The following is a 19166-nucleotide window of genomic DNA, read 5'->3' on the forward strand; positions in this document are numbered from 1 at the left end:
GCAAAGGCTAGTGCGTACGGCGTACCCAGTGCAACCCCCCCACCGGTTAGCCTGCGGACATGACCTCTGACACCGGCGCGACGACACAGGGCGAGAAGCAGCACGCGACGACGCGTCGACGGCATTCGGAGTCCGTTCCGGCGGCCAGCGGTGGCGGCGACATCGACGTCAGCCTCGCGATCATGTGGGGGATGCGTGAGCAGGCCACCCGCGGCCGCAAGGCCTCGATCACCCTCGGCGCGATCGTGTCCCGCGCCGTCGAGGTGGCGGACGCCGAGGGCTTGGATGCGGTCTCGATGCGGCGACTCGCCGCCGACCTCGGGGTCGGCACGATGTCGCTCTATCGGCACGTGCCCGGCAAGAGCGAGCTCCTCGACCTCATGATCGACCACGTCAACGCCGTGCCGGACGAGGAACCGCCGCGCGACGCCGGGTGGCGCAAGCACCTCGAGGAGTGTGCGCGAGGGTCCTACCGGAACTACCTTAAGCACGCCTGGCTCCTCCAGGTGGACCAGTCACGCCCGTTGCTCGGACCCAACGCCCTGGCCGGACTCGAGCTCTTCCTCGGTGGTCTCGATGAGGTCGACCTCACCGGCCAGCAGAAGATGATGGTGATCATGTCGCTCGACGCCTACGTCACTGGCCTCGCCCGTCAGGAGGTCCAGGCGACGAGGGCCGAGCAGCGGACCGGAGTCAGCGACGAGGAGTTCTGGACCGCGCAGTCGCCGGTGCTCGAACGCGCGATGTCGACCGACTCCTACCCGGTGCTGGCGAGCCTGCCCATGGACGCGTTCGCGGCCGGCTGGGAGGAGACGTTCGACCTCGGTCTCACCGCTCTCCTCGACGGCCTCGAGGCCAGGCTGGCACGTTCGAGATCCTGACTGTGGCCGACACACTACCGTCGTCATCGGCGCCACGTAGGCTGGCACCATGTTCGAACTCGGCCAGGCCCAGGGCTACGTCATGCTCGCGCTCACGATCGCGGCACTGGCACTCGAGGTGTTCGCCTTCGTGCACGCCCTCAAGACCCGGGCCGATGCCTTCGAGGCCGCGAGCAAGCGGACCAAGAACTTCTGGCTCGGCGTGACAGGAGTGGCCACCCTGCTTGGGTTCGTCTCGCTCGGTGGGCTCGGGTTCCTCGCCATCATCGGCATCGTCGCCGCAGGGGTCTACCTCGCCGACGTCCGGCCGGCGGTGGAGGCGGTCCAGGGCCGCGGCAACAGCTCCCGCCAGGGCCCCTACGGTCCTTGGTGAGCCACCGGCGCTGAGCCGGGAGCCACGGCGTCCCAGGCGACGGTGAGCTCACCGAGCCGCCAACGGGCCGGTCCGTCCAGGAGGGGCCAGCCGGCGTCACGCAGAGCGTGCGCCGTGGCCAGGAACCGCTGTCGCACACCGTATGCCGCGTGGCTGGCACTTCGTGCCCACTGCCGGTCGAGGTCGGTCAGGTAGTCGTGGACGGGCTCACCCGGGACGTTGCGGTGGATAAGCGCCTTGGGGAGGCGCTCGGCGATGACCGACGGCTGGTCGAGGCCGCGGAGGTGCCACGAGAGCGAGAGGCTGACCGGGCCGGAGCGCTCGACCGCCACCCAGGTGGCCAGCCTTCCCAGCTCGTCACAGGTGCCGTCGACCAGCACGCCGTCGGCCGTGAGTCGACGGCACACCGACGCCCACGCCGCGGCGACCTCCTCCTCGGGGTACTGGCGCAGCACGTTGAAGGCCCGGACCACCGTCGCGTCGCGTCCGTCGAGCGGCACCTCGAACCCGCCGAGACGAAAGCTCAGGCCCGGGCGTGCCAGCAGCAGCCCCGCAGCCACCCGGTCCGGGTCGATCTCGATGCCGACCACCTCGACGTCGGCACGCACCCGGCTCAGCCGCTCGTGCAGCTCGACGGCCGTCACGGGGGAGGCGCCGAAACCGAGGTCGACGACGACCGGCGCGTGGGACGTGGCCCGGCGCAGGCGGCCAGAGGCGGGCCCGGCGAGCCAGCGGTCACATCGTCGAAGGCGGTTGGGGTTGGTCGTCCCGCGGGTGATCACCCCGACCGGTCTCGTCCTTGCCACGGACCCAAGCGTACGAGCAGCGGGATCCCGCGAGAGCCGGGCCGCATAGGCTGCGGACGTGCGCCTATGGGGAGTGCGCGGCGGCCGCCGCGACGTGAGTCGGAGCATGGTGGCGCTCGTCGTCTCCGTGACCGCGGCCCTTGTCCTGGGCATCGCGACCTGGCTGCCGGGTGTCCTGCGCACCGACATCGGCCTCGTGCCCGTGGAGCCCGGTCTGCTCACCGTGGACCCGGACGCCCGCGGGATCGCCACCCTCGGGCGCGGCTACACGGTCGCTGCCTACCAGTCCGGCTTCCGGGTCTCCGCCGCGTCGGGGCCCCTCATCGACACCATCACCCGCGGCTCCCCGGTCAGCGCCGTCCTCGGCGACCTCGACCGCCGGGACGGCCATCCGATCGAGCACGTCGACGCGACTCTCGACCACGTCCGGATCGACGAGGTACGCATCGAACCGGGGCGGGCGGCATACCTCGGTGAGGTCTATGACGAGTCCGACGGGGCGCCCCGGACGATGCCTCTGCGCCTCGTCTTCCTGCTCACCACGTCGGGGGTGCACGTCACGGCGCACGTGCAGGGCGCTGACGCCGTGGTCGTCCACCTCGACGCCATGCCCGCGACGACGGGGCTCCCGCCGGCCCTGCCTTCGATGAACCTGCGCAAGCGCGGCTGGTGGTTCGTCAGGACGACGGGGGAGCAACAGGCCCTGACGTCGGCCAGACGCTCGGTGATCGGCGTGGGTCCCGCCAGCCAGACCCGAGGGCTCGATCTGCGCCCGGACGGCCGGCTCGACGTCCACGTGTGGTCCAACCGGGCGACCCTCAACCTCAGCGGTGTGCCGCGACCGGGCTGAGGGGTGCGTGCCAGACTGGCCGGATGACGACTGACGAGCCACGGATCCGCCGGCGGGTCGCGATGGTGTCGGTGCACACGTCACCGCTCGCACAGCCGGGCACGGGTGATGCGGGCGGCATGAACGTCTATGTCATCGAGACGGCAAAACGGTTGGCGCGCAGGGGGATTGGCGTCGACATCTTCACCAGGCAGACCACTGCCTCGGATGCCGCTGTCGTCGAGGTGGAGCCGGGGGTCAAGGTCCGTCACGTGGCCGCCGGCCCCTACGAGGGGCTCAACAAGGAGGACCTTCCCGGCCAGCTCTGTGCCTTCGCTGCCGGCATGATGCGGGTCGCGGCCCACGCGCCGGAGGGCCACTACGACCTCGTGCACTCGCACTACTGGCTCTCCGGTCAGGTCGGGTGGCTCGCCGCCGACCGGTGGGACGTCCCGCTCGTCCACACGATGCACACGATGGCCCGGGTCAAGAACCTCCACCGTGCCGAGGGCGACGCCGAGGAGCCCCGCGGGCGCGAGATCGGTGAGGCGCAGGTCGTCGAGGCCGCTGACCGCCTCGTTGCCAACACCCGCGACGAGGGCCGCGAGCTGGTCGACCTCTATGGCGCCGACCCCGATCGGGTCGACGTCGTGCCCCCGGGTGTGGACCTCGACGTCTTCCACCCGGGGAACAGGTCCGAGGCCCGCCGCAGCGTCGATGTCCCGGACGACGCCGTCCTCCTGCTCTTCGTCGGACGCATCCAGCCCCTCAAGGCCCCGGACCTCCTCATCCGGGCCGCCGCGATGCTCACCCGCCGGGACCCGACGCTGCGCCGGCGGCTCGTCGTCGGCATCCTCGGGGGTCCCAGCGGAGGTGCGGTGCGGACCCCGATGGCGTTGGACCGGCTCGCCCTCGACGAGGGCGTCGCCGATCTCGTGCGCTTCGTCGCACCCACCGACCGTGACGGCCTCGCCACGTGGATGCGGGCCGCCGACGTCGTCACCGTCCCGTCGCACAACGAGTCGTTCGGGCTCGTCGCCGTCGAGGCCCAGGCGTGCGGTGCGGTCGTCGTGGCGACCGACGTCGGGGGACTCCCCACGGCCGTGGGTGATGCCGGCCTCCTCGTCGACGGGCACGACCTCCACGCGTGGGTGGACGCGATCGAGTCGGTCATCGACAACCCGGAGCGTCAGGCGGACCTGTCCGCGCGCGCTGCCGAGCGGGCGCGGGGGTTCGCCTGGGAGGTGACCGCGGAGCGGTTGGCCTCTGTCTACGAAGCCGCGTTGGCGACCCCACGCAGAGCCTCGATCAACGAGTCCGACACGCTGGCCGGCATACCGACGGCAGTGATCCCGTGAGCACCTCGGCCCTGGCCGCGACGATCGAGCGCTTCCTCGACGACACGGAGATCGAGTGGGAGGCGGGTGCGCGCGACGGCGAGTTCGTCGTGACCCTGCCCGGTGAGAAGAAGCTCAGGACCGTCGTGTCCCTCGTGGCAGGCTCGGACCTCTCCGTGTCCGCGTTCGTCATCCGCAACCCCGACGAGAACCACGAGGCGTTCTATCGCAGCCTCCTGCGACGCAACCTGCGCCTGCCCGGCCTCGCCTACGCGATCGACGGCAGCGGCGACGTCTATGTCACCGGCCACGTCCCGGCGGCGGGTGTGGACGCCGACCTGCTCGACCAGCTGTTCGGCGTGGTGCTCGAGGCGGCGGACTCGCCGTTCAACGAGCTGCTCGTCATCGGCTTCCTCACCTCGATGCAGAAGGAGTGGGACTGGCGGGTCTCGCGCGGTGAGTCGCTGCGCAACCTCGAGGCGTTCCGTCACCTCCTCGACACGTCCTGACCGACCCATTCCGTATGCCGGGTGCTCCCGGTCCGCACGTGGGTCGCCTCGCTAGGCTGCCGCCCATGGCACACACCCTGATCCTCTTGCGTCACGGCCACTCCGAGTGGAACGCGAAGAACCTCTTCACCGGGTGGGTCGACGTCGACCTCAACGACCAGGGGCGAGAGGAGGCGGTGGCAGGCGGGCGGCTGCTCAAGGAGCGGGACGTGCTGCCGACCGTCGTGCACACGTCGTTGCTGCGTCGCGCCATCACCACCGCGAACCTCGCTCTCGATGTCGCCGACCGCCACTGGATCCCGGTGCGTCGCGACTGGCGGCTCAACGAGCGTCACTACGGCGCGCTCCAGGGTCTCGACAAGGCGGCGACGCGCGAGAAGTACGGCGACGAGCAGTTCATGCTGTGGCGTCGCTCGTTCGACACCCCGCCGCCCGAGATCGAGCTCGGCTCGGAGTTCGACCAGAGCGGCGACCCGCGCTACGCCGACATCGAGGTGCCGCGCACGGAGTGCCTCAAGGACGTCATCGAGCGGTTCACGCCCTACTGGGAGGGCGCGATCCGGGACGACCTCACCGCTGGCGAGACGGTCCTCATCGTCGCCCACGGCAACAGCCTTCGTGGTCTCGTGAAGCACCTCGACGGCATCTCGGACGAGGACATCGCCGGGCTCAACATCCCCACCGGCCAGCCGCTCGTCTACGAGCTCGGCGACGACTTCATGCCGACCAAGCCCGGCGAGTACCTCGACCCGGCGGCCGCCGAGGCCGCCGCGGCGGCAGTCGCCAACCAGGGCCGCTGACACACCGACTTACTCACCGCAAGCAGTGGGTATGCCGTCCGCTCATCTTCATGGGTCGCGTCAGGGTCCGACTTCGAACGGGTCCGTCATGGGAGCCGTCACGGCGAAGGTGCCGAGCGAGGTGCCGCGTTCGAGAACCTCGAAACGGTGAGCCCAGAAGTCTGTCGGCGACACCGGGAGGGAGAAGTTGGCGAAGTGGCCGGTGATGGGGATGACCGCCGACTTGGTGCTCCCCAACACGGCACGCAGGCCGGTGCCGCCGGCAACGAAGATGCGGACCTTCGTGGGTGCGGTGGGTAGGGCGGGTTCCTTGATGCTGGTTCCGTTGACGAAAAGCAGGAGAGGGACGGCATCCGCCCGGCGGGCATCGATGGGTCCACTGAGATTCATCGACCGCTCAGCATCAGCGCTGCGCAATACCGCTGTCCGCACGATCTGTCCGCCGGGAAGCCTGCTGTGCATGACGAGGAGCGTTGGTCGCGGGGTGTCCGACGCCGGGGCCTCCGCCGTCGCGATCTCGCGAGGAACCTCACCGTTGAAGAGCGTGGTGGTGCTGATCCGGGAGGGGTCCAACTCGAGGGTCCGTGCGATGTCCGCGGTCGTACGGGCCTCGATCGTCGCCCGCGGTCCCGTGCAGCCGTCCTCGCAAGGGTTGAGCGTCGTCTTCTCTGCCTCCTTCGTGAGCGGGAACACCGGTCCCACGGACGAGCCCAGGCGAAAGCGCGTCAGCGGAGTGAGCGCCGTTCTCCCGATCCCTCCGGTCAGAGGGAGCGTCGCCCACGAGCGAGTCACCGCGCCGTCGAGCGCGATGTCCGGTGTGCCCGAGACCTCGGCCGACGTGCGGTCTGGCGTCGTGATGATGACGAGTGCACTACCGGCTGCCACGCTGACCAGGCTGTCCTGACGGATGTTCGGGGCTCCCACCTGCGTGTTCTGGGACAGCGCCTGCCCCTCGGCGCCGCGGGGGCCCGCCGCAATGATGAGCTGATCGCCGCGAACGACGAGCGCCACCCGTCTGGTGTCGACGTCTTCCACGAACACCGCGCGCCCGTCGAACTTGTCCTGCACGGCATCGACCAGAGCGCCGTCGCCAGCCAACGCGCCGCGAAGTGGCCAGGTCGTGACGGAGTTCCATGCCTTGTCGGTCGCGGGCGGCAGCCCGGCCGGAGTCGTCCGGCCGTCAGCGACGCGGCTGGAGACCGCGGGGACGCCGATCGCAAGGGCCGCGACTGCCGCGATGGTGGTCGCTACCGCGGCGCGGCGACGTCTCCGGTTCCGACCCACTGCTGCGGAGACCCGCTCGTAGGGGTTCGCCTCCACCGACTCGATCGAGCCGGCGTGAGACGTCAGTGCATCCCGGAGCTGGTTCTCGATGCTCATGTCACGCTCCCTTCGTCGAAGTGGTCGGGGTGAGGCGTCCGGGTTCTGAGGCGTCGGTGATCGCCGCCCGCATTCGGATGAGACCCCGAGAGGTCTGGCTCTTGACCGAGCCCACCGAGATCCCGAGGGCGTGAGCGGCCTCGGCCTCGGACAGGTCGTCGTAGAACCGCAGCACGATCACGGCGCGCATCCGCGGCGGCAACTTGGCGAGCGCCTGGATGAGCTCTTGTCGGTTATCGATGCCGGCATATGCATCGGAACGCGCACGGTCGGCGTGTGCGGGGATCTCGCCCAACGTCTCGTCAACCCGCTTGCGCCGCCACCAGGACGTCGATTCGTTGACGAGCGCAGCCCGTGTGTAGCCGTACGGCGACCCGTCACGGTGAACTCGCACCCAGTGCCGGTGGACCTTGACGAGCGTCTGCTGGACCAGGTCCTCGGCGCGCCCCAGGTCCCCCGTGAGCAGGAAGGCGACACGCACGAGCCGCGTCCACTCCCGCGTCACGAACTCGGCGAACGCCGCCTCATCGCCTCGGTCCACGTCCCCATCCTCACGTCGATCCCACCCTGTCCCCCAAGAGAACGCGACCTGCGCGCCAAAGGTTGAGTGCGGCATACCGGCAATGTGCCTTTCCTCTACCGGCGGACCATCAGCTCAGTCGGGGCGGCGCGAATCCGTGCTCAGCAACTGCTGGGGCGCAAGAGCAGGTGGTCCGCCGGTAGGCGAGCGGCCTGGAACGCGACAGATCCCGTATGCCGGGCGGCCGGCATACGGGATCCGTGGTCTTTCGCAGTGCGGGAGGACCGCGTCAGGGGGTCGTGGTCTCCGGGTGCGCCTCGTCGTCCTCGGCGTCCTCGTGGCTGGCCTCGCTGTCGGCGTTCTGCTCACCCGTGACGAGGAAGATGACGCGGCGGGCGACGGAGACGGCGTGGTCGGCGAACCGCTCGTAGTAGCGGCCGACGAGCGTGATGTCGACGGTGACCTCGGCCGGGTGGTTCCACGAGGGCGACGCCAAGGTCTCGAAGAGCTGCCGGTGGAGGTCGTCCATCGCGTCGTCGTCGCGCTCGATCTGCTTGGCGGCCTCGACGTCGCGGGCCGCGATGACCGACCCGGCCTTGGTGACGATGCGCTCGGCGACCTGGCCCATCTCGAGGATGATCGAGCGGAGCTCCGGGGGCACGGCGGAGTTCGGGTAGCGCAGCCGAGCGACCTTGGCGACGTGGCGGGCCAGGTCGCCCATGCGCTCGATGTCGGAACTCATGCGCATCGACGTGACGACCATGCGCAGGTCGGTCGCCACCGGCTGCTGCAGGGCGAGCAGGTCGAAGGAGAGGAGGTCGAGCTCCTCGCGGAGCGCGTCGATCGCAGCATCGGCGCCGATGACCGACTCCGCGAGCTGCACGTCCGAGTCCAGCAGTGCGGTCGTGGCCCGAGACATGGCCGAGCTCGCCAGACGCGTCATCTCGACGAGCCCTTCGGTGACTCGGTCCAGCTCCTCGTGGAATGCCTTGCGCATGTGCTCCCTCTCGACGTGGCGATCTCGTCCTCCGGCCCGGCGGGCTCGCAGACGTGGACGTCGATCGACGTCGGCAGCGTGGCACGAGGTGATGAATTCCCGCCACCGGGCAGGTGAACATCTGACTCCTGCCCACCTCTGCTCACTCCCGGGTGGGTCAGAGTTCATTCTCCGTCCGTCTACGCTGATCTGGTGGATGCATCGCTCGCGGGATTCGTGGGTGGCGGCCTGGGGCTCGTCATCGGTGCCGTGGCCGTCGCCGCGAGCCGGTTGAGCGAACGCACGCTGACGACGATCCCCCCGAGCGCCCCACCGCCGCTGCCCGCGGGCGTGAGTGACGTCCTCGCCGTGCTGAGGTCGATCGCCATCGTCCTGGACTCCTCCGACGCCGTCGTCAACAACTCCGCCTCCGCCGTGAGCTATGGCCTCGTGCGTCACGGCGAGCTCGTCCACACGGAGCTGCGTCAGCTCGCCCGGCAGGTCCGGCGCGACGGGGAGATCCGCGAGGTGGAGCTCGAGCTCGCGCGCGGTTTCGGCACGACGACCAACACCCTCATGAAGGCCCGCGTCGCACCCCTCGGAGCCCCGCACATCCTCATCCTCGCCGAGGACCACACCCACGCCCGCCGGGTCGAGGAGGTGCGCCGCGACTTCGTCGCCAACGTGTCGCACGAGCTCAAGACCCCGGTCGGTGGGATCGCCCTCCTCGCCGAGGCCGTCCTCGACGCACGCGACGACCCCGAGGCCGTGTCGCGCTTCGCGGCCCGCATCCAGGTGGAGTCCACGCGCCTCACCCGCCTCGTCAAGGAGATCGTCGACCTCTCCCGCCTCCAGGTCGCCGACACCCTCCACGAGCCCGAGCTCGTCGAGATCCCCCGGGTGGTCGCCGAGGCCGTCGACCGGGTGCGCGTCGCCGCGGAGGCCCGCCAGATCACGCTCGAGGCGGCGGTGGACCAGCGGGCGAGCGTCTTCGGCGACGCCGAGCTGCTGGCGACGGCCGTGGCCAACCTCGTGTCCAACGCCGTGAACTACTCCGAGACCGGCACCCGGGTGGCCGTGGCGGCCCGCCGGGTGGGTGACACCGTCGAGGTCACGGTGTCCGACCAGGGCCAGGGGATCCCGGCGACCGAGCAGAGCCGCATCTTCGAGCGCTTCTACCGGGTCGACGCAGCGCGTTCGCGGGCGACCGGTGGCACCGGTCTGGGTCTCGCCATCGTCAAGCACGTCTGCGCCACGCATGGCGGTGACGTGTCCGTCTGGAGCGAGGAGGGCCACGGCTCCACCTTCACCATGAGACTTCCTGCCGCGTCCGACCGGGCTGCAGCAGACTCCGACCGTCCCGCGGTCGGCACAGCACAAGGAGAACAAGCAAGGTGACTCGCATTCTCGTCGTCGAGGACGAAGTGTCCTTCTCCGATCCCCTGTCCTACCTCCTGCGCAAGGAGGGCTATGAGGTGAGCGTCGCCGAGAACGGCAACGATGCGCTCACCGAGTTCGACAGCGCCGGGGCGGACCTCGTCCTGCTCGACCTCATGCTCCCGGGGCTCTCGGGCGTGGACGTATGCCGTGCCCTCCGGCAGCGCTCCAACGTCCCCGTCATCATGCTGACCGCCAAGGACAGCGAGATCGACAAGGTCGTCGGCCTCGAGCTCGGCGCCGACGACTACGTCACCAAGCCCTACTCCTCACGCGAGCTCCTCGCCCGCATCAAGGCGGTCCTGCGCCGGCTCAGCGAGCCCGAGGAGCTGCTTCCCACAACGCTCGAGGCAGGGCCGGTCCGGATGGACGTCGAGCGCCACGTCGTCACGGTGGGTGGCACGACGACCCCGCTGCCGCTCAAGGAGTTCGAGCTGCTCGAGATGCTCCTGCGCAACACGGGTCGCGTCCTCACCCGGATGCAGCTCATCGACCGGGTGTGGGGGAGCGACTACGTGGGTGACACCAAGACCCTCGACGTCCACGTCAAGCGGCTGCGCGCCAAGGTGGAGCCCGACCCCGCTGCGCCCAAGCACATCGTCACCGTGCGCGGGCTCGGCTACAAGTTCGAGGCCTGACCACGTCGCGCCCGAACGAGCGGTGCACCGAACGAGCGGTGCACCGTCAGTGACTCGCGCTCTCGGACTCGCTCGCCGAGGGCGACGGGCTCGCGGGTCCGGTGGATCCTGGCGGCCGTGCCTCCTCGTAGTAGGCAGCGGAGGGCAGGACCGGGACGGTGAGGACGTTCTGGCCGGTGCCCGGGGTGGCCATCTGGAGCTGGAGGACGTCGCCGGGAGCGGCGGCGACCGACGAGAGCGTGACGGGCTCCTCCCCGAGGCTGAGCGAGGAGCGTCGCGGGACGGTGACCTCAGCCCCCGTGGCGCCCTCGCTGGCGAAGGCGACCTCGATGTCCTCGTTGCTCGTGTTGACGAGCTGACCGACGACCGTGCCCTGGCCGTCCTTGGCGTCGGCGACGACGAGCAGGCCCCGCACCTCGAGGTCGCCGAACGTCGTGTTGACGCCGTCGGCCGCCTGGTAGTTGTAGTCGGTCTGCACCGGCGAGAACACAGCGCACCCGCCCAGGAGGGTGGTGCCGAGCACGGCGGCCGCGAGGGCGGCGCGGAGGCGATGGCGGGGGGTCGTCAGAGGTGCGGTCGTCACGGGGGACAGCGTAGCGAGCGCGATGCTCCGCTGTGTGCACAGTGCTGTGCGCGAGTGCTGCCAGCCGTCGCCGGACGGAACCGCAGGCACGGGAATCGCGTTGTGTCAAGACCCAGTTTCGGTGCCCGCCAACGCTTTTCAGCGTTCTGACCTGCAGGTATGCCGTCCGCTCCGATTCCGCTTGACGGCGCCGGCGTGTTAAACTTGCCCTCGCGAAAGGGGCAAGTTGCATATGGTTTTCAAGGTCGGTGAAACGGTCGTGTACCCCCACCACGGGGCTGCTCGCATCGAAGAGATCAACAAGCGCACCATCAAGGGCGTTGAGAGGCTGTACCTGAAGCTCAAGGTGGCCCAAGGAGACCTCGTCATCGAGGTTCCTGCCGAGAACTGCGACCTGGTCGGCGTGCGTGACGTCGTCGACAAGGCCGGCCTCGAGAAGGTCTTCGAGGTGCTTCGCGCCCCGTTTGCCGAGGAGCCGACCAACTGGTCGCGCCGCTTCAAGGCCAACCTCGAGAAGCTCGCCTCCGGCGACGTCATCAAGGTGGCCGAGGTCGTGCGCGACCTGTGGCGTCGAGACAAGGACCGCGGACTGTCCGCCGGCGAGAAGCGGATGCTCTCCAAGGCCCGTCAGATCCTCGTGTCCGAGCTCGCCCTGGCAGAGAAGACCGATGAGGACAAGGCTGAGACCATCCTCGACGAGGTCCTCGCGTCCTGAACGTTGCTGACACTCACGTCGGTGTCATCCTCGTTGCCGCTGGACAGGGCACGAGGCTCGGGGCAGGGCAGCCCAAGGCGTTCGTCCGCATCGCGGGCACCACGCTGATCGAGCACGCCGTCTCGCGCGCGTTCGAGGCTGCCGACACCTCACAGATCGTCGTCGTCGCGCCCGCCTCCCATCTTCGGGAGGCGGGCGCGCTTGTGTCCGCGCACCCGCGCCATGCGGACGTCACGGTCGTCGCGGGTGGGGCCGAGCGCACCCACTCCGTCGCCGCCGGGCTGCGAGCGCTGCGCCGGGACATCGACATCGTCCTCGTGCACGACGCCGCCCGGTGCCTCGCCCCCGCGTCGCTCTTCGACCGCCTCGTCAGCGCGGTGCGCGCCGGGCACGACGCCGTCGTGCCCGGCCTGTCGGTCACCGACACGATCAAGCAGGTCGACGCCGTGGGGCGCGTGATAGCGACTCCGGATCGATCCAGCCTGCGAGCCATCCAGACGCCGCAGGCCTTCCGCCGCACCCTGCTCGCCGCCGCCCATGCCTCGGAGGTGCAGGCCACCGACGACGCGGCACTGGTCGAGCGGCTGGGCTCCACCGTCACGGTGGTCGACGGCGACGACCTTGCGTTCAAGGTGACCACTGCGGCCGACCTCGAACGCGCCGGCCGTATCCTCGGCTCGTGAGCCAGACCCCCGTCGCCCTCGTCACCGGAGGTGGCACCGGCATCGGTGCCGCCGTGACCCGCCGCCTCGTCGCCGACGGGTATGCCGTGGTCATCGGTGGTCGTCGGCAGGACCGGCTCGACGCCGTCGCTGCGGAGCTGGCCGGGTCAGTCACAGCAGTGCAGCTCGACGTGACCGATGCTCAGAGCGTCGCCTCCGTGATCTCCTCGCTCGAGAGACTCGACGTCCTCGTCAACAACGCCGGTGGGGCGATCGGTCTCAGCCCGGTCGAGGACGGTGACCTCGGCGAGTGGGAGGCGATGTTTGCCACCAACGTCCTCGGCACGGTGCGCATGACCCAGGCGGCGCTACCCCTGCTCCGGGCCTCTGCCCGCGCGACCATCGTCAACATCAGCTCGATCGCAGGTGAGCGCGTCTATGTCGGCGGTGGTGGCTACGCCGCCGCCAAGCACGGTCAGTCGGTCGTCTCCGAGACGTTGCGCCTCGAGCTCAACGGCTCGCACGTGCGGGTCGTCGAGATCCGTCCGGGCATGGTGCAGACCGAGGAGTTCTCACTGACGCGGCTGCACGGTGACCGAGCCGCAGCCGACAGGGTCTACGAGGGGGTGGACCATCCGCTCGTCGCCGACGACGTCGCGGCGTGTGTCTCCTTCGCGGTCGGGCTGCCCCAGCACGTCAACATCGACACGCTCGTCGTCAAGCCGGTCGCCCAGGCCGCCCCGCACCAGCTGCACCGGGGCCCGATCGACTGGCAGGACGGCTCCTGATGGGAGCGGCCCTGCCCCGCGCCGGAGTCGGCGTGGACGTCCATGCCTTGGCGGCCGTGGGATCCGACCGTGAGCTGTGGGTGGCCGGCCTGCACTGGCCCGGCGAGCGCGGTCTCGAGGGTCACTCGGACGCCGACGTCGCAGCCCACGCCGCCTGCGATGCTCTCTTCTCGGCAGCGGGCATCGGTGACCTCGGCCAGCACTTCGGCACGGGTCGGCCCGAGCTCGCCGGCGCCTCGGGCACCACGTTGCTCGCGGAGGCCGCCCGCCTGGTGCGTGAGGCCGGCTTCGAGATCGGCAACGTCGCGGTGCAGGTCATCGGCAACCGCCCCAAGGTCGGGTCGCGCAGGGCAGAGGCCGAGCAGGCGCTGTCGGACGCGTGTGGTGCGCCGGTCTCGGTGGCGGGCACGACGACCGATGGACTCGGCCTCACCGGTCGTGGTGAGGGCGTCGCGGCCATCGCCACTGCTCTCGTCGTCCCGACGGCCTGACCTGCGCCGACGTCCGCTCAGTCACCGCGGCCACGCCGCGTCCGTGGGAGCCGAGGTTGCGGCCAGATGCCGGTGGGCGCTCCGGTTGCGGAACGTGTGTCACGGCATACAGTCTGGGAAAGACCAATGGAGGGCACATGCCGCAGACCGTCAAGGGCGTCATCGCCAGGAGCAAGGGCGCTGACGTCGAGCTCGTCGACATCGTCGTCCCCGACCCGGGACCGGGAGAGGCCGTCGTGGCGGTGCAGTCGTGCGGTGTGTGCCACACCGACCTGCACTATCGCGAGGGTGGCATCAACGACGAGTTCCCGTTCCTCCTCGGACACGAGGCGGCGGGGGTCGTCGAGGCCGTCGGCGACGGTGTCACCGAGGTCGCGCCGGGTGACTTCGTCATCCTCAACTGGCGGGCCGTCTGTGGCCAGTGCCGCGCCTGCCACAAGGGCAAGCCCTGGTACTGCTTCGCCTCTCACAACGCCACGCAGAAGATGACCCTGGCATCCGGGGACATGGCCGGGACCGAGCTCAGTCCGGCGCTCGGGATCGGGGCCTTCATCGAGAAGACGCTCGTCGCCGCCGGCCAGTGCACCAAGGTGGACGCAGGCGCCGACGCAGCCGCCGTGGGGCTGCTGGGATGCGGGGTCATGGCCGGCTTCGGTGCCGCGGTCAACACCGGTGGTGTCGGCCGTGGGGACTCGGTCGCCGTCATCGGCTGCGGGGGTGTGGGCAACGCCGCCATCGCGGGCGCACACGTGGCCGGAGCAACCACGGTCATCGCCGTCGACGTCGACGACCGCAAGCTCGAGGGCGCCAAGGTCTTCGGCGCGACGCACACGGTCAACGGCAAGGACGAGGACGTGGTCGAGCGCATCCGCGAGCTCACTGGTGGCTTCGGCGCGGACGTCGTCATCGAGGCCGTCGGCCGACCCGAGACCTACGAGCAGGCCTTCTATGCCCGTGACCTCGCCGGAACGGTCGTCCTCGTCGGGGTCCCGACGCCCGACCAGCAGGTGACGCTGCCGATGATCGAGATCTTCGGCCGGGGCGGTGCGCTCAAGAGCAGCTGGTACGGCGACTGCCTGCCCAGCCGCGACTTCCCGATGCTCGTCGACCTCTATCGCCAGGGACGCTTCGACCTCGACGGCTTCGTCTCCGAGCGCATCAAGCTCGACGAGGTCGAGTCGGCGTTCGACAAGATGGAACGCGGCGACGTGCTGCGATCGGTGGTGGTGCTCTGATGTCACAGCGCGCCGAGCCGAGCCTGCCCACCATCGCGCCGTCCCACGGAGGAGTGCGCGTCGACCGCGCCGTCACGTCGGGAACGTTCGAGCTCGACGGGGGCAGCTGGGAGGTCGACAACAACGTCTGGGTCATCGGTGACGAGCGTGAGTGCATCATCATCGACGCGGCGCATGACGCCGACGCCATCCTGGAGGTCGTGGGCGGTCGCACGGTGCGCGCCATCCTCCTCACCCATGGTCACAGCGACCACGTCAACGTGGCCCTGGACCTCAAGGAGGCGACGCGGGCTCCGGTGCACCTGCACCCGCTGGGCCGGGTGGTCTGGGCGTTGACCCAGGACGGTGCACCGGACGCGATCCTCACCGACGGGCAGGAGTTCCACGTCGGGGACGTCACGCTCCGCGTCCTGCACACCCCGGGCCACTCACCCGGGAGCTGCTCGTTCCACGCCTCAGCGATGCACGTGGTCTTCACCGGCGACACCCTCTTCCAGGGCGGACCGGGCGCCACGGGAAGGTCGTTCAGCAACTTCGACCAGATCATCCACTCGATCAGGACCCGGCTCCTCACCCTCCCGGCAGGCACTGTCGTGCTCACCGGTCACGGGGAGTCGACGACCATCGGGGCCGAGGCGCCCCAGCTCGAGGAGTGGATCGCCCGCGGCCACTGACCGCCCCTGGCTGAGCGTCAGGGGCGGGTGCTCTGCGCCGGTACCCTTGTGCGGGTGACTCTCAGACTTTTCGACTCCCAGTCGCGCGCACTGCGTGACTTCGTCCCGCTGCAACCTGGTCGGGTCGGGATCTACATCTGTGGGCTCACCACGCAGGCTCCTCCGCACATCGGCCACGTCCGCTTCGCCGTCGCCTTCGACGTGCTCAGGCGCTGGCTCGTCCGCGGCCACGGCCTCGACGTGGCTCTGGTCCGCAACGTCACGGACCTCGACGACAAGATCCTGCGCAAGTCGGCCGAGTCCGGCGAGGACTGGTTCACGCTGTCCTACCGCAACGAGATCGCGACCTCCGAGGCACTGAGCCTGCTCGGGGTCCTTCCCCCGAGCTACGAGCCGCGCGCCATGGGTCACATCACGGAGATGGTCGAGCTCATCGAGCTGCTCATCGACCGGGGCCATGCGTATGCCGCGGAAGACGGCTCGGGTGACGTCTACTTCGACGTCCGGTCGTGGCCGGCATACGGAGAGGTGACGAACCAGAAGATCGACGACATGGCGGCCGCGGAGGACGCCGACCCGCGGGGCAAGCGTGACCCTCGGGACTTCGCCCTCTGGAAGGGTCGCAAGGAGGACGAGCCCACGTCCGCGAGCTGGCCCACGCCGTGGGGGCGCGGTCGTCCCGGTTGGCACCTCGAGTGCTCCGCGATGGCCCGCAAGTACCTCGGGGACGCCTTCGACATCCACGGTGGCGGTGTCGACCTGCGCTTCCCGCACCACGAGAACGAGCAGGCCCAGTCGCGCGCCGCCGGGCTGCCGTTCACGTCGATGTGGATGCACAACGCCTGGGTGACGATCAGTGGCGAGAAGATGAGCAAGTCGCTCGGCAACAGCCTGCTCATCCACGAGGTGACCAAGAAGGCTCGCCCGCTCGCGGTCCGCTACTACCTCACTGCCGCCCACTACCGGTCGATGATCGAGTTCCACGAGGGCTCCCTCGCCGAGGCAGAGGCCGCGGTCGAGCGCATCGAGGGGTTCCTCCGTCGCGCCCTCGGTCCGGACGGCGCCGTCGCGCCGACCGGGGACGAGGTGCTGCCCCCGGAGTTCGTCGAGGCCATGGATGACGATCTGGCCGTGTCCGGCGCCCTGGCCGCGGTGCACGACACCGTGACCCGGGGCAACACCGCCCTCGACGACGGCGAGAACGACACGGCACGCGACCTCGCCGGGCTCGTCATCGCGATGACCGACATCCTCGGGGTGAACCCGCTGGACCCGGCGTGGTCCGGTGCGGACAGCTCGTCGAGCGACGCGCAGTCCGCCCTCGAGGCGCTCGTGAGCGAGCGCCTGGCGGCCCGCACCGCGGCCCGCTCGGCCCGTGACTATGCGACATCCGATGCCATCCGCGACCAGCTCGTCGCCGCCGGCATCACGATCGAGGACACACCGACCGGCGCCCGCTGGTCGTTGACCCGTGGACGAGGAGAGTAGCCGTGGCAGGCAACAGCCAGCGACGAGGGGCCATCCGCAAGGGTGGCAAGAAGACGCCCACAGTGGGGTCAGGCGGTCAGCGACGCAGGGGGCTCGAGCCCAAGGGAGCGACCCCTCGCGCGGAGGACCGGACCTATCACAAGGCCCACAAGGTGGCCAAGGCCGGCGAGCGCCGCTCTGGCGGGCGCCCGACCGGTGGCCGCAAGGCCAAGGCCTCGAGCGAGGTCGTGGCCGGGCGCAACTCCGTGCTCGAGGCCCTGCGCAACGACGTGCCGGTCACCACGATGTATGTCGCGGGGCGCATCGACAGCGACGACCGGGTGCGTGAGGCGCTCAAGATCGCCACCGAGCGGAGCCTGCCGATCCTCGAGACGCCGCGCGGCGAGCTCGACCGGATCACCGACGGCGCCGTCCACCAGGGACTGGCGCTGCAGGTGCCGCCGTACGAGTACGCCCACCCGAGCGACCTCGTCGACCCCGAGATGCCCGGCATCCCCCTCGTCGTCGCGCTCGACGGGATCACCGACCCCCGCAACCTCGGAGCGATCGTCCGCTCCGTCGCGGCCTTCGGCGGTCACGGTGTCGTGGTTCCTGCGCGCCGGTCGGTCGGGATGACGGCGTCGGCGTGGAAGACCTCGGCGGGCGCGGCGGCTCGCATCCCGGTGGCTCAGTGCACCAACCTGACCCGGGCCCTGGAGGACTACCGCAAGGCGGGGTTCTTCATCATCGGCCTCGACATGGACGGCGACGTCGAGCTGCCCGACCTCGAGCTGGCCAACGAGCCGATCGTCATCGTGGTGGGGTCGGAGGGCAAGGGCCTGTCCCGTCTCGTGCGCGAGACGTGCGACCAGATCGTGTCCGTCCCCATGTCGTCGGCCGTCGAGTCGCTCAACGCCGGGATCGCCACGGGCGTGGCCCTGTACGAAGTCTCCCGGCGCCGCCGTCGTCGCTGATCAGGGGCCAGAACGCCCGGGCTCCGACTCATTTTTCCTCCGTGCGTCCACCGGCCCCGTCGCGCGAGTTGTGCCACGATTGCCAGCAGTCGGTTTCCCGACCAGGGGGCTCAACCCTGATGACGCACAGTGAGAGGGACGCATACATGTCTGACTACGGAAACACCCCGCCGCCCCCGCCGCCCGGTGGTGGCAGCGGCGGTGGCTCGACGCCCCCGCCCCCGCCCAGCGGTGGTGGCTATGACGGTGGCTCGTACGGCGCCCCGCCGCCCCCCTCCGGTGGATACGGTGGCGCGCCTGCCGGCCCCCCGCCGTCGAACTACCTGATCCCCGCGATCCTGTCCACCATCTTCTGCTGTCTTCCGGTCGGCATCGCGGCCATCGTCTTCGCGGCCCAGGTCAACGGCAAGTGGAACTCGGGCGACCAGCGTGGTGCGCAGGAGTCCGCGGCGAAGGCCAAGAAGTTCACGATCATCAGCGTCGTCGTCGGCCTTGTCGTCGCGGTCCTCTACGGCATCGCCATCGCGGCCGGCGTCATGAACAGCGACTCCACGACGGGTATGTGATCCCGACGCCCCTGACGCAGATCCCGACGTCCCCGCCCACCGACAGCTCGGTCGGGCGGGGACGTCGCCTGCTCTGGCCGGCAGTGACTGCCGCCGGCGCCACCGGATTCGTCCTCGTCGCGCACCTCGTCGACCCCAACCAGCCCGGCAACTATCCGACCTGCCCGTGGCTCGCCCTCACTGGCACGTTCTGCCCCGGATGCGGCACCCTGCGCGCCACCCATGCCCTCAGCGAGGGCAACCTCGTCGAAGCGCTGCAGCGCAACCCCCTCACCGTTGCGGCCTTCGTCGTGATGATCCTCGGGTTTGCACGCTGGGCTCGACGCCAGTGGCGGGGTGAGCAGCGCATGATCGCCGCGCCGGCGTGGATCCTCTACGGCCTTTTCTGGGTGATCATGGCCTTCTGGTTCGCCCGCAACCTTCCGGGCTGGACGTGGCTCTCGCCCGCGTGAGTCGTCATGCGCATCGAACTTCGTGGATCGCCCGCGAGCATGTCAGCGCCACCCTAGGGTGAGCCCTGACGTC

Annotated in this window: 23 protein-coding genes; 18 read left to right on the forward strand and 5 right to left on the reverse strand. The window is 70.0% G+C overall.

The window, feature by feature from the left end:
- Window positions 1-59 precede the first annotated feature (59 nt).
- On the forward strand, window positions 60-881 hold the full coding sequence (locus ACFQW8_RS10815) for a TetR/AcrR family transcriptional regulator (RefSeq protein ID WP_380087234.1): 822 nt from the start codon (window positions 60-62) through the stop codon (window positions 879-881).
- Window positions 882-930: 49 nt separating this feature from the next.
- On the forward strand, window positions 931-1254 hold the full coding sequence (locus ACFQW8_RS10820; RefSeq protein ID WP_380087235.1) for a DUF2516 family protein: 324 nt from the start codon (window positions 931-933) through the stop codon (window positions 1252-1254).
- On the opposite strand, the gene ACFQW8_RS10825 is transcribed toward ACFQW8_RS10820, so the two are convergent.
- Window positions 1239-2060, reverse strand: coding sequence for a class I SAM-dependent methyltransferase (locus ACFQW8_RS10825; RefSeq protein WP_380087237.1), 822 nt, complete (start codon window positions 2058-2060; stop codon window positions 1239-1241). The two genes, ACFQW8_RS10820 and ACFQW8_RS10825, sit on opposite strands and share 16 nt — an antisense overlap.
- Window positions 2061-2118: 58 nt before the next feature.
- On the opposite strand from ACFQW8_RS10825, the gene ACFQW8_RS10830 reads away from it, so the two are divergent.
- From ACFQW8_RS10830 to ACFQW8_RS10845, 4 genes are all read left to right on the forward strand, one after another.
- Window positions 2119-2910 (forward strand): hypothetical protein, encoded by a 792-nt coding sequence (locus tag ACFQW8_RS10830; RefSeq protein WP_380087239.1) that lies wholly within the window; start codon window positions 2119-2121, stop codon window positions 2908-2910.
- Between the two features lie 23 nt (window positions 2911-2933).
- Complete coding sequence (mshA, locus tag ACFQW8_RS10835; protein WP_380087240.1) at window positions 2934-4247, forward strand: D-inositol-3-phosphate glycosyltransferase; 1314 nt, start codon at window positions 2934-2936, stop codon at window positions 4245-4247.
- Window positions 4244-4735 (forward strand): YbjN domain-containing protein, encoded by a 492-nt coding sequence (locus ACFQW8_RS10840; protein WP_380087242.1) that lies wholly within the window; start codon window positions 4244-4246, stop codon window positions 4733-4735. Before mshA ends, ACFQW8_RS10840 begins: the two co-directional genes overlap by 4 nt.
- A 65-nt stretch (window positions 4736-4800) precedes the next feature.
- Complete coding sequence (locus tag ACFQW8_RS10845; RefSeq protein ID WP_380087244.1) at window positions 4801-5535, forward strand: phosphoglyceromutase; 735 nt, start codon at window positions 4801-4803, stop codon at window positions 5533-5535.
- A gap of 60 nt (window positions 5536-5595) precedes the next feature.
- Here ACFQW8_RS10845 and ACFQW8_RS10850 read toward each other — a convergent pair whose 3' ends face one another.
- The 3 genes from ACFQW8_RS10850 to phoU form a co-directional block, all read right to left on the reverse strand.
- Window positions 5596-6915 carry a hypothetical protein gene (locus tag ACFQW8_RS10850; protein ID WP_380087246.1) on the reverse strand — a complete coding sequence of 440 codons (1320 nt, stop codon included), beginning with the start codon at window positions 6913-6915 and terminating at the stop codon, window positions 5596-5598.
- Between the two features lies 1 nt (window position 6916).
- Window positions 6917-7456 (reverse strand): SigE family RNA polymerase sigma factor, encoded by a 540-nt coding sequence (locus ACFQW8_RS10855; protein WP_380087248.1) that lies wholly within the window; start codon window positions 7454-7456, stop codon window positions 6917-6919.
- Window positions 7457-7724: 268 nt separating this feature from the next.
- On the reverse strand, window positions 7725-8432 hold the full coding sequence (gene phoU, locus ACFQW8_RS10860; protein WP_380087249.1) for a phosphate signaling complex protein PhoU: 708 nt from the start codon (window positions 8430-8432) through the stop codon (window positions 7725-7727).
- A 192-nt stretch (window positions 8433-8624) separates the two neighbouring features.
- On the opposite strand from phoU, the gene ACFQW8_RS10865 reads away from it, so the two are divergent.
- Together ACFQW8_RS10865 and ACFQW8_RS10870 are read left to right on the forward strand one after the other, a co-directional pair.
- Window positions 8625-9809: a sensor histidine kinase gene (locus ACFQW8_RS10865; protein ID WP_380087251.1), complete on the forward strand. Its 1185-nt coding sequence runs from the start codon at window positions 8625-8627 to the stop codon at window positions 9807-9809.
- Window positions 9806-10486 (forward strand): response regulator, encoded by a 681-nt coding sequence (locus ACFQW8_RS10870; protein WP_380087253.1) that lies wholly within the window; start codon window positions 9806-9808, stop codon window positions 10484-10486. The genes ACFQW8_RS10865 and ACFQW8_RS10870 overlap by 4 nt, the downstream gene beginning before the upstream one ends.
- A 46-nt stretch (window positions 10487-10532) precedes the next feature.
- Here the strand turns inward: ACFQW8_RS10870 and ACFQW8_RS10875 are convergent, their stop codons facing one another.
- Entirely contained in the window at window positions 10533-11069 is a 537-nt protein-coding gene (locus ACFQW8_RS10875; protein ID WP_380087255.1) for a hypothetical protein, read from the reverse strand.
- Window positions 11070-11301: 232 nt separating this feature from the next.
- On the opposite strand from ACFQW8_RS10875, the gene ACFQW8_RS10880 reads away from it, so the two are divergent.
- The 10 genes from ACFQW8_RS10880 (at window position 11302) to ACFQW8_RS10925 (ending at window position 19093) form a co-directional block, all read left to right on the forward strand.
- Entirely contained in the window at window positions 11302-11784 is a 483-nt protein-coding gene (locus ACFQW8_RS10880; RefSeq protein ID WP_380087257.1) for a CarD family transcriptional regulator, read from the forward strand.
- A 26-nt stretch (window positions 11785-11810) separates the two neighbouring features.
- Window positions 11811-12467 (forward strand): 2-C-methyl-D-erythritol 4-phosphate cytidylyltransferase, encoded by a 657-nt coding sequence (ispD, locus tag ACFQW8_RS10885; RefSeq protein ID WP_380088658.1) that lies wholly within the window; start codon window positions 11811-11813, stop codon window positions 12465-12467.
- Complete coding sequence (locus ACFQW8_RS10890; protein WP_380087258.1) at window positions 12464-13234, forward strand: SDR family oxidoreductase; 771 nt, start codon at window positions 12464-12466, stop codon at window positions 13232-13234. The genes ispD and ACFQW8_RS10890 overlap by 4 nt, the downstream gene beginning before the upstream one ends.
- Window positions 13234-13725 (forward strand): 2-C-methyl-D-erythritol 2,4-cyclodiphosphate synthase, encoded by a 492-nt coding sequence (ispF, locus tag ACFQW8_RS10895; protein WP_380087259.1) that lies wholly within the window; start codon window positions 13234-13236, stop codon window positions 13723-13725. The genes ACFQW8_RS10890 and ispF overlap by 1 nt, the downstream gene beginning before the upstream one ends.
- Before the next feature lie 137 nt (window positions 13726-13862).
- Complete coding sequence (locus ACFQW8_RS10900) at window positions 13863-14960, forward strand: S-(hydroxymethyl)mycothiol dehydrogenase (protein WP_380087260.1); 1098 nt, start codon at window positions 13863-13865, stop codon at window positions 14958-14960.
- Entirely contained in the window at window positions 14960-15634 is a 675-nt protein-coding gene (locus ACFQW8_RS10905; protein WP_380087261.1) for an MBL fold metallo-hydrolase, read from the forward strand. Before ACFQW8_RS10900 ends, ACFQW8_RS10905 begins: the two co-directional genes overlap by 1 nt.
- A gap of 54 nt (window positions 15635-15688) precedes the next feature.
- A complete protein-coding gene (gene cysS / locus ACFQW8_RS10910) occupies window positions 15689-17122 on the forward strand; it encodes a cysteine--tRNA ligase (RefSeq protein ID WP_380087263.1) in 1434 nt (477 codons plus the stop codon).
- Between the two features lie 2 nt (window positions 17123-17124).
- Entirely contained in the window at window positions 17125-18075 is a 951-nt protein-coding gene (rlmB, locus tag ACFQW8_RS10915) for a 23S rRNA (guanosine(2251)-2'-O)-methyltransferase RlmB (RefSeq protein WP_380087264.1), read from the forward strand.
- A 146-nt stretch (window positions 18076-18221) separates the two neighbouring features.
- Window positions 18222-18641: a CD225/dispanin family protein gene (locus ACFQW8_RS10920; protein ID WP_380087265.1), complete on the forward strand. Its 420-nt coding sequence runs from the start codon at window positions 18222-18224 to the stop codon at window positions 18639-18641.
- Complete coding sequence (locus ACFQW8_RS10925; RefSeq protein WP_380087266.1) at window positions 18638-19093, forward strand: DUF2752 domain-containing protein; 456 nt, start codon at window positions 18638-18640, stop codon at window positions 19091-19093. The genes ACFQW8_RS10920 and ACFQW8_RS10925 overlap by 4 nt, the downstream gene beginning before the upstream one ends.
- The last annotated feature ends 73 nt before the right edge of the window (window positions 19094-19166 follow it).

It is taken from the genome of Knoellia altitudinis (assembly GCF_042666355.1).
GTDB lineage: Bacteria > Actinomycetota > Actinomycetes > Actinomycetales > Dermatophilaceae > Knoellia > Knoellia altitudinis.